Genomic DNA, 10,089 nt, shown 5'->3' on the forward strand with positions numbered 1-10,089 from the left:
CTATTCTCGGCAAAATCGCCAGTGCTCGGCGCGGCCTAACGGGACCTAGGCGGGCACTTTGAACCAAGTCGAAATGATTGAATGTTCTAAGCAATCAGGATGCGAAATATTTTACGCGCTCTTCAATAATCATCCGGCTGATCGAAACGCCATCGAGTACTAAGGGTTGGGCTTTTCGACGTTGCCAAGAAGGTAAATCCGCTGTGATCGGGACGATGTCGGCGATGGGTTTGCCGTTACGAAGGACCCGAACCGTTTCGCCGGCTTCGACGATATCGAAATACATTTTTGCGTGGTTTCGAATTTCGGTGAAGTTGGCTTGTTTCATGGTTACCCTTATGAATAAAACGTACAAAATAATGCACAGTATAACGATGCTTGACCCAATGTCTCAAACCTTGATTTCTTCTTCAGCAATCATTTAAGGAATTCACACCATGCTGATTCGACTCAAAGGCGGGAAGGTTTACGATCCTGCGCAAGCGCTAGATGGCGAGATTCGGGATATTTATTTCAGAGACGGTGTCATCGTCGATACCCCGGAAGCCGGAGTCGTGATCGATGCCGATTACGACATCGCCGGCTGCGTGGTCATGGCCGGCGCGATCGATATTCACAGCCATATCGCCGGCGGAAACGTCAATACCGCGCGTTTGCTCCTGCCGGAACAGCACCGCAATTTCGTTGCACGCAAACTCGGTCACCGGTTCAGCACCTCCCGCTGGTCGGCGACCGAAACCGGTTACCGTTATGCCCGCATGGGTTATACCACCGTCGTCGAACCGGCCATACTGCCGATCAATGCTTTGGATGCGCATTTGCAGATGGCCGACATTCCGATAATCGACACGGCGGGACTCGCGATTCTCGGTAACGACGATTATTTGTTGCGCTTGATGCGGAGCGGCGCGTCTCAGGCGCAAATCAACGATTACGTCGCCTGGACCTTACACTCGACGCGTTGCCTCGGCTTGAAAGTCATCAATGCCGGCGGAGCGAATGCGTTTAAGTCCAATGCCCGCAGTTTCGATCTGGACGACGTCGTTCCCGAATACGGCGTCAGCTCGCGTCATATTTTGCAAACCTTACAGCGTGCCGCTTGCGAGGTCGAAATTCCGCATCCGGTGCATGTGCATTGCAACAATCTGGGCATACCCGGCAATGTCGATACTGCGTTGGCAACAATGGAAGCCGCGCAGGGTTTGCCGATGCATTTGGCGCACATTCAATTCTACGGCTACGGTAGCGAAGGCGATCGCGGTTTTTCGTCGGCGGCCGCAAAACTGATCGACGGCTTCAAAAAACACACGAACATCACGATGGACGTCGGCCAGGTTTTGTTCGGACAAACCGTCACGATTTCCGGCGATGTTATCGCGCAATACAGCCGACGTCATGATGCTTCGCCGAATAAATGGATCGCCTGGGATGCCGAGTGCGAAGGCAGCGGCGGCGTCGTGCCTTACCGTTACAAAGAAACGAGTTTCGTCAACAGTTTGCAATGGTTGATCGGCCTGGAAATCTTCTTATTGGCCGAGGATCCGTGGCGCCTATTTTTTACAACAGACCATCCGAACGGCGCACCGTTTACGATGTATCCTTACCTGATCCGCCTGTTGATGGACCGCGATTACCGCTTGCAATGCCTCGAGCAACTGAACAGGGACGCGGTATCGATGAGTCTGCTGAAGGATCTCGACAAAGAATTTACACTCTATGACATTGCCGTGATGACCCGAACCGCCGCCGCCCGTTTGCTAGGCTTGCCGGACCGGGGGCATTTGCGGCCCGGCGCCGTGGCCGACATTGCCGTATACCGCGAACAAGCCGATAAGGCGGCGATGTTTGCCGATGCCGAACTGTTGTTCAAAAACGGCCGGTTGGCCGTGCAAAACGGGACGGTCGTCGAGCGGTACAACGGAACGGCACAAGTTGTTCAGCCGCTTTTCGATCACCGCATCGAACGCGATTTGCAAAATTATTACGACCGCTTCTACAACCTTGGCCTAGCCAATTTTATGGTTGGTGACGTCGGTGCAGGGCAGACCGATAGCGAACGTTTCCGTGCGCATGCCTGCGGACGTCCTTATTTAGCAGAGAGTGCCGGTTGATCATGGTTTCTTCGAAAACGATTCAACGGATACCGGTGATCGTGCTGAGCGGTTTTCTCGGCAGCGGCAAAACGACGCTATTGAATCGTTTACTCGGCGCCGAACCCCATTCGGCCGTGATCATCAACGAATTCGGCTCGACGCCGATCGATCAAGAATTGCTCGCGGAGCATAAGATTCCGTTGACGACGCTGTCCGGCGGTTGTTTGTGCTGCCAAGTGCGCGGCTCGTTGGCGCCGATGTTGAAAAATCTGCGCATGGCTTACGATGCCAAACCGGATAAACCGTTCAGCCGTATTTTTATCGAAACCAGCGGCGTGGCCAGTCCCGAACCGATTCTCGATACGCTGTTGAACGAGCGCTGGTTGGCACAGCGCTATCATTATCAAGGCATGATCACGACCGTCTCGGCGCTGGCCGCCGAAACCTATCTAGCGCGCTTTCCCGAAGCGCAAGCGCAGATCGCCTGGGCCGATAAGCTCGTAATGACCCAGACCGATTTGGCCGCGGCTGCGCAAGTCGAACGGGTGCAAAATCGCCTGAACGAATTGGCGCCATCGATTGCGCATCTCGAATCGGCACAAGACGCAGGTTTGGCGGAGGCGCTACTCGATTTCGGTAGCTTATTTCGCCCGATTGCTCAACCTCGGGCGGGTGATTTACCCGAGCACGGTTTCAATAACGTGTCGTTGCAACTGGAACAGCCGGTTGCTTGGGCGCGCTTGCAAGCGGTGCTCGAAGAGCTGCTGAGCGGTCCGCAAAGTACTATCGTCAGACTGAAGGGTGTGATCTTTACCGAAGAACACGACGGCCCGATGGCGGTACATGGCATTGCCGGTAAATTGTTTCCGCCGTCGCCGATGCCGCTGCGGGAGAATGTCGATAACCGAGGGCGCCTGGTCTTTATCGCCGGCGGCGATATCAAGATCCTGGCCGAAACCGTAATGAACGCGTTGCGGCAATGAGGTGTCGAAAGTTTAACCGATCCGGGCTATCAATATTTATTTCAAGGAATTCATCGATGAACAATCAATCAAACACACCAACTTCGGAAAATGCCATCGTCGACGTGCAAGGCATTGCCGACTCGCGGCGTATCGCGATCGACAAGGTCGGCATTAAGGCGATTCGCCATCCGATACGGGTTAAAGATCGGTCGGTCGGCGAACAGCATACGATCGGTTTATTCGATATGTATGTCAATTTGCCGCACGACTTCAAAGGCACGCATATGTCGCGCTTCGTCGAGATTTTGAATCAACACGACCGCGAAATCAGCGTCGAATCGTTCGGCTCGATGCTCGAAGAAATGGTGCAGCGCCTGGATGCACAGTCGGGCTATATCGAAATGCAATTTCCGTTTTTTATCGACAAAGCCGCGCCGGTCAGCGGCGTGCGCAGCTTGCTCGATTATCAAGTGAGCTTGATCGGCGAAATTGCCGGCGGCGAAGTGCAAACGCGCATCAAAGTCGTCGTCCCGGTCACCAGTCTATGCCCATGTTCCAAGACTATTTCGGACCGGGGCGCGCACAATCAACGGTCTCATGTGACCTTGACGGTACTGATCAATGATTTCATCTGGATCGAAGAATTGATCGATCTGGTCGAACAAGAAGCGTCCTGCCAAATATACGGATTGCTGAAACGCCCCGACGAAAAATATGTCACCGAATACGCTTACGACAATCCCAAATTCGTCGAAGACATGGTGCGGGATGTCGCCGCCCGGTTGGGAGCGGAATCGAGGATCAGCGCCTATATTGTCGAATCGGAAAACTTCGAATCGATTCATAATCATTCGGCGTATGCCTTGATCGAGCGGGATAAGCGGTAGTTTCTGTTTGGCAGTTAGGAATATGCACAAAATAACTTCTTCAAGCATTACGCATTGTGACGGTTTGATGACTTGCTTGGAAGTCCCAGCGCCTAAATTATCCAAGACAATTAACCATGGGCCAAGGGTTATGTAATTAAGTGCTGGGTGAATGCGTCCATATAGGCTCTATGTCGGCATCCAAGCGGCCCCTCACCTAGCGTTAGGTGAGGGGCGATCATTCCGGTGCCTCCTTAAGCATCGCCTAAATTTGAAGTGCGAAAGGTATAATGCCACTCGTTAAAGCACTTGATTCGTTGTAACGTGAAACTGAGGCTCCCGGTATCGGTATGAAGAGATCGAGCAAGTTCTTAATTGGTGTCTGCAGATCTTAGAAGGAAATGCTATGACATCCGGTGTGTGAAATATGTTTCGGGGATAAATCGGACATGAGTGCGTCCTCTCTCGATCTTAGTGTTTTAATATTTGGTGACGACTAGGCTTTGGCTTTGAAAGATCGAAGGTATGAATGGGATTTTTTTTAGAAATGTGGTAAAAATGGGAAATTTAGATTTATCGATATTTTGTTTTATCGTAACGTTCATGAAGACCTAGCCATCGTCCCGGCAAATGAAAGTGCGAGGAGCGGCTGGGTGCGGTCACTCGCCCGACAGGTCGCCGTGAATACGTCCATGTAGGCTCGACGGCGGCTCCCTGCCGGCGACGCCTGTCGATCGGGCAATTGCACCCGCTTTGGTTCGCATACTTTCACAGTAAGTTTTTACTTTAATTGGTGCCCCGAACACGATTCGAACGTGTGACCTTCCCCTTAGGAGGGGGACGCTCTATCCAGCTGAGCTACCGGGGCTTTGACGACAAATTTTATCATAACTTTCTAATTAAGTTTCGTTGATTTCTAATGATTTCCCGTTCGAGTTTGGCAATGAAATTGTCGAGCTTTTTTTGGTTTTGGGGTGGTAGGTTAACAAAATAACCTCCAATTCGAGTCTTATTTTTTCGATTAGTTTTGGTAAAGCGGATCGATAGGTCGAAACGAAGTGTTAATTCATTCGGTAACTCGATAAAGCAATCTTTAATGACATCGCCGCGTGCGATGGCAAGTTTCCGATTGTCGGTAATATTGATACAGGCGCCGTTTCTCGAAATATCGAACACGGTTCCAGATAAAGATGTGCTGCTAAGGCATGAAGTAGTCCGAAATTTTAAAGCGGTTGAACGAATAAATATTCTAGGCGCTGTTCGCCTCTGCGGGTAGTAAATCCGCTTCGGAATGCTTGCTTTATAGTGAAAAGGTGCTGAGTCGATAATGTGTAATAGAAAGGCGAGATGAACGCCATTCAGAAACGTCGATAATTTTAGAACCCGTTTTTTGTGAAGAAGTTCGTTTCCCTTGTGTGGTCTAAGTTCGTCGAGAACAAGGTAGCCCTTGTCGGGTTGAAGTGCGATAATCGAGGTGGTGAAAGGCTTTTTCGATCCGCTAAAGGTAATCGTGCATAAATGCGGTGATGCAGCTATTGCATTGATTAGCTTTATAATCTGATCCGGATCGGTTAGAAAATTGGGATTGTCGTCGTTGTTTGATATTCCAATTTCTTGGGGGTGCTTGGTTTTGTGTTGTACAAATAGTTGACGTAACGTATCCAGCATGGCCCGTTTCAGTTGAATTAAAACGCCGGATTATACTGAAAATAATGTGCCGGAAAATAAGTCCGACTTGGTATTGCCGTCAGGTCCGTAGGTATTGGTCGTTTGCGGCTTTCCTTTAAGGATATTCAACGATTGTCGAGTATGACGTAGTAAGATTTCAACTGATGCCCCGTTTTGCTCGTTGAGTAATTGGCATTTTTCGGTCGTTTTAATGAGCGTTGTCCAGTTTTCGGTTGTTTGGGACGTATCGGAACCTGCCTGTAAGGCCCGCTCTAAATATTCGCTTAGGCCTGCTCGGGTGTTGGGTAATTTTTCTGTTTCGAGTATTTGCGCAAGTTGCTTGGCAAACAGGTTAAGTTCTTGAGCGAGGGGTTGTTTTTGGCGGGTTATTTCATCGAGCGTTTCGGTAAGCGCAGACTGCTTTAGCGTAATCGCCTCCTGTTGCAGTGCTTGATAAAGTTGTTCCGTTAATGATAAACCATTCACAATGAGTTTTTCAGCGATTGGAAATGTTTGGCTAATAAGGCTCATGGGCTGTCCTCGGTGCTCAATAATTCGAATTGACTGATTTTTTGCGCGATACGTTCCGGATCGATGGCATAGGTGCCTTCAGCCAGTGCTTGTTTGATTGAAGCGACGCGTTCGTTATCGACCACCGGAAGATTTGCAGCTGTGTCTAATGCTCTTTTTATTTGACCGGAATTGGCGGTAATTTCAATGCGGTCGTTATTTGGTTCCGATTGAACTTTTGCGGCGCCGGTTTCAATGCCGGGCTTTGCCGGGCTTTTGGTTGTTGCTGCGTTGGGTATACGACTTGCAATGGGTTCGATAGCCATGACAAATTCCTCAAATAATTGGTTTCAGTATTATTATCGGCAATGTTACCAATTTATTTAGCTTCATGGCTTTAAATTATTGAATAATGGAAACTAAGCCGGGCTTGATCACTGTAGCGGTAATCGTGCGACCGGATGAAACGTTTTTTACTCGAATCGATTGACCTTTAATGCCATCCATCATGGCCTTACCTTGCATGCGTACATTATAACCGGGTGACGAGGCGCTAATGGTTATTCTTTCTCCGCGTTTTATCAAGACAGCATCTGTAACATTGTTAAGAGTAATGACTGATCCTGCCGACAGATTGCGTAACGATTGTTTGTTTTCGACGGATTCGATTCGGCTGAAATAGCCGCCTCTAAGGCGGGCTTGGTTGCGTTTTTCGATGGCTAGCATTTGACGCGTCAAAATCTGACCGCGGCTGACCGGCCGAGTCAGGACTAATACGTCTTGCATGATTTTTAATGAGCCGGTGGTGTAAATCGACCAGGGTTTCGGTCCCTCGCTACAGCGAACGCCGACCGAGAAGCGTCCAGCTCGAAGCGGTTCGTTATGTGCGGTGAAGGCGGTTAATTGGTCTGCGCATTTCGGTAATTTCAAACGGTTATCCAGCGGCGATATCTGAATGTCGTAGTTGGCGGACTCTCCAAGTTTACCTGTAACAAAATGAGTCACTGTTTGATAGATCGATGCATGCGTTTGATAACGCGGTGCGGCGAACCCGCTATGGCTCGCCGCGAGCATGGCGATTAGAGCAACGAATAGTTTGATGATCATGGTGTTCTGTCGGTTTTATGGCGTTGTTATAAGGCAAGCAGGAATAATGCCAGTCATTTATCTATAAGAAGTTTGATTGAAATTGATTATAATCCGTTCTGGTAGGCAGGAAATGGTGAATACTGGCTGAGGTTATATACCTCGCTCATGTCTCGCCTTGGCTTCAGCGGTCGTTGTGATGATATTTACCAATAAGCTTGTTTCTCGCCGCGCCAGGTACTGTCTAAGGTTTTGAGCGCACTCAAATTAAATCTGGCTTCGGCCCCATAATTGGCGCTGAAAAAAGGTATAATTGCGCGCGCAATTTGGTATTGACCTATATTTCAATGCAAACTGTTTTCGATTATACCTTTCGTACTTCAAATTTCGGCAGTGCCTAAGGAGGCACGCTGGTGCCGAATTTTGATCTACGATGATATAGAAACCAATAATTATCGGAGTGATGTCAATGGCTGGAATTTTAGATGGGGTCGATCAGCGTACTCAGCTGGCAGGGCATAATCGCTTTGAGTTATTGCTGTTTAAACTTGGCGGACGACAGCGATTCGGCATCAATGTGTTTAAAGTTCAAGAAGTGATTCAATGTCCATCTTTGACGCAAATTCCGAAATCGCATTCGGTGATTTGCGGCGTCGCGCATTTGCGAGGAAAGACGATTCCGGTTTTGGACTTGTCAATGGCGATCGGTATGAGACCGATAGACCGTGACGAGAAATCTTATGTCATTGTTACTGAATACAACAGAACCATACAAGGCTTTTTAGTGGGGTCGGTAGATAGAATTATTAATATCGGTTGGGGCTCGGTAAAAGCACCCCCTTCGGGCTTGGGTCGGGAGGGTTATTTAACGGCGGTTACCGAGGTCGATGGCGACTTGATAGAGGTAATTGATGTTGAAAAAGTTATGAAGGAAGTCATTGGTTTACGCGAACGAGCCAGTGATGAGGTCATCGATAAAGATGTGTCGGGTGCCGGTGATCGAGTATTAATCGTTGACGATTCGATGGTGGCCAGAAATCAAATCAAAAAAGTTTGCGATCAGCTCAATCTTCAATACGATGTGTTGAAAGACGGCTTGGAAGCGTGGGAGCATTTGTCGGAGTTGATTCAGAATGATGTTGATTTGGAAAACTATTATGCGATGATTATTTCCGACGTGGAAATGCCGCGTATGGATGGTTATACGTTGGCCACCAAGATCAAAAAAGACCCTAAATTGAAGCAAATCTATTTGGTATTGCATACTTCGCTGAGCGGAGTGTTTAATTCGTCGATGGTGCAGAAGGTTGGTGCCGACGAATTTTTGGCGAAATTCGAGCCGGATGAACTGGTCAAAACCATTCAAAAACGTTTGCAGGTTTTTCATGCCTTAAAAGATCAGTAAGTAAGTGGTCGGTTAGCGAATTTTAATCGTTATGCTTGATTCGCAAAATTTGGGTGTAAGCGTTCAAATTCCACCTAGAAAGCGTCTGCCAGCGACTGGGAAAATAGGGATATTAAGTATCTTTAGATTTTATAAGGCCCTTTTCTAATGAGGGATGAGTGCTTATTCGGAAAGTAACCCATGGAAATGACGCAACAGGAATTTAAATATTTTCAGCAGTTTCTCGTTCAAGCATGCGGTATTGTTTTATCCAATAGTAAGCAATATTTAGTAAAAAATCGCTTGTCCGGACTGTTACCGCGATTCGGCTTGAGTTCGTTTTCCGATCTGCTTGCCGTATTGCACAGCGAGTCTCATGCATCTTCAAAAATCAAGGTAGCAGTCATTGAGGCGATGACGACCAACGAAACGTTTTGGTTTCGTGATGAAAGTCATTTTGCCGAATTGACTGGAGCCGTTTTGCCGTCCCTTGCGACTAAACGGAGCACGATTAAAATTTGGTCGGCGGCTTGTTCTTCGGGCCAGGAGCCTTATTCAATCAGCATGTGCGTCGATGATATGATCAAAAACCAAGGCAAATCATTGTCGGTAAGTATTGTTGGAACCGATATTTCGGAAACCGTGCTTAGGCAAGCTAGACAGGGCGTGTATTCCAAAGCGGCGTTGTCTAGAGGTATCGATGCTATGCGGCAAAAGCGTTTTTTTGTACCGATTGATGAGGGGTTTCGCGTTAAGCCGGAAATTAGCGCCCGAGTAAAATTTCAGCAATTTAACCTGCTTAAGTCTTTTTCGGTATTGGGGCGCTTCGATGTGATTTTTTGCAGGAATGTATTAATTTATTTTTCCGACGCGATGAAGCAAGATATTCTAACGCGCATGTCGCAAGCTATCGAACCGGGCGGATTTCTTTTTTTGAGTAGCAGCGAAGTGTTGCCTACTGCGATATCCGGATTTGAAACAGTGCGCGGCGAACGCGGCCGGTATTATCGAAAAATCGGCTGATGCGCCGGTGAAAAATTGGCAGTCGGATATTTTATTACTTACTTAGGATTTCGTGATAAATAACGTCCTGGAACTATGAGTTCTGTTGAGAGTTCGGTAACTCGCTTGGCAGGACGCCGTGAACCCAGCACCTAAATTATCCAAGACAATTAATCATAACCAAAGGCTATGGAATTTAGGTGCTGGGTGAATACGTCCGTGTAGGCTTGGCGGCGGCGACTGATTGCCAAGGATGGCATGAATGCAGATTTTGCAGGAGCAAAAATCTGCCCTGCCGCCGACACCTGCCAATCGAGCAACCGAACCCTCCAAAAATAGGGAAGTTATTTACGCCCAAATCCTTACTTGCGTTTAGTTTTCTGCTTTGTCAGGTTTAAGGTTAATGGCATGGCTTGACTAACTGAAAAATAGCTTGACAATACACTCAAGGGGTTGGCAGGCTTTCCTCTTTCCTCTTTCCTCTTTCCTCTTTCCTCTTTCCTCTTTCCTCTTTC

General features: G+C 48.2%; 10 protein-coding genes and 1 tRNA gene. 5 read left to right on the top strand and 6 right to left on the bottom strand.

Annotated elements, in window-relative coordinates; genetic code table 11:
• Positions 1-94: 94 nt before the first annotated feature.
• The gene (locus ACRJJO_RS21310) at positions 95-328 is read right to left on the bottom strand and encodes a type II toxin-antitoxin system Phd/YefM family antitoxin (RefSeq protein WP_431067577.1); all 234 of its coding nucleotides are present in this window, start codon (positions 326-328) and stop codon (positions 95-97) included.
• Positions 329-437: 109 nt separating this feature from the next.
• Here ACRJJO_RS21310 and ACRJJO_RS21315 point away from each other — a divergent pair, with 109 nt between their 5' ends.
• Genes ACRJJO_RS21315 through folE2 form a run of 3 tightly spaced genes read left to right on the top strand, consistent with a single transcriptional unit; the run spans position 438 to position 3,945 of the window.
• Entirely contained in the window at positions 438-2,111 is a 1,674-nt protein-coding gene (locus ACRJJO_RS21315; protein WP_431067578.1) for a formylmethanofuran dehydrogenase subunit A, read from the top strand.
• A 2-nt stretch (positions 2,112-2,113) separates the two neighbouring features.
• The gene (locus tag ACRJJO_RS21320) at positions 2,114-3,076 is read left to right on the top strand and encodes a CobW family GTP-binding protein (RefSeq protein ID WP_431067579.1); all 963 of its coding nucleotides are present in this window, start codon (positions 2,114-2,116) and stop codon (positions 3,074-3,076) included.
• Between the two features lie 56 nt (positions 3,077-3,132).
• Positions 3,133-3,945, top strand: a complete 813-nt coding sequence (folE2, locus tag ACRJJO_RS21325) for a GTP cyclohydrolase FolE2 (RefSeq protein ID WP_431067580.1) — start codon at positions 3,133-3,135, stop codon at positions 3,943-3,945.
• A 770-nt stretch (positions 3,946-4,715) separates the two neighbouring features.
• On the opposite strand, the gene ACRJJO_RS21330 is transcribed toward folE2, so the two are convergent.
• The 5 genes from ACRJJO_RS21330 to flgA all read right to left on the bottom strand — a co-directional run bounded on the left by ACRJJO_RS21330 (position 4,716) and on the right by flgA (position 7,209).
• A tRNA-Arg gene (locus ACRJJO_RS21330) sits at positions 4,716-4,792 on the bottom strand.
• Between the two features lie 17 nt (positions 4,793-4,809).
• Complete coding sequence (locus tag ACRJJO_RS21335; protein ID WP_431067581.1) at positions 4,810-5,592, bottom strand: flagellar brake protein; 783 nt, start codon at positions 5,590-5,592, stop codon at positions 4,810-4,812.
• A 30-nt stretch (positions 5,593-5,622) separates the two neighbouring features.
• Entirely contained in the window at positions 5,623-6,123 is a 501-nt protein-coding gene (locus tag ACRJJO_RS21340) for a flagella synthesis protein FlgN (protein WP_404359986.1), read from the bottom strand.
• Entirely contained in the window at positions 6,120-6,428 is a 309-nt protein-coding gene (gene flgM, locus ACRJJO_RS21345) for a flagellar biosynthesis anti-sigma factor FlgM (protein ID WP_404359987.1), read from the bottom strand. Before flgM ends, ACRJJO_RS21340 begins: the two co-directional genes overlap by 4 nt.
• Positions 6,429-6,504: 76 nt before the next feature.
• On the bottom strand, positions 6,505-7,209 hold the full coding sequence (gene flgA / locus ACRJJO_RS21350; protein ID WP_431067582.1) for a flagellar basal body P-ring formation chaperone FlgA: 705 nt from the start codon (positions 7,207-7,209) through the stop codon (positions 6,505-6,507).
• Positions 7,210-7,657: 448 nt separating this feature from the next.
• On the opposite strand from flgA, the gene ACRJJO_RS21355 reads away from it, so the two are divergent.
• Together ACRJJO_RS21355 and ACRJJO_RS21360 are read left to right on the top strand one after the other, a co-directional pair.
• Positions 7,658-8,593, top strand: a complete 936-nt coding sequence (locus ACRJJO_RS21355) for a chemotaxis protein CheV (protein ID WP_404359989.1) — start codon at positions 7,658-7,660, stop codon at positions 8,591-8,593.
• A gap of 180 nt (positions 8,594-8,773) precedes the next feature.
• Positions 8,774-9,595, top strand: coding sequence for a CheR family methyltransferase (locus tag ACRJJO_RS21360; protein WP_431067583.1), 822 nt, complete (start codon positions 8,774-8,776; stop codon positions 9,593-9,595).
• Positions 9,596-10,089: the final 494 nt, after the last annotated feature.

This window comes from Methylotuvimicrobium sp. (assembly GCF_050611805.1).
In the GTDB taxonomy this organism is placed as follows: Bacteria; Pseudomonadota; Gammaproteobacteria; order Methylococcales; family Methylomonadaceae; genus Methylotuvimicrobium.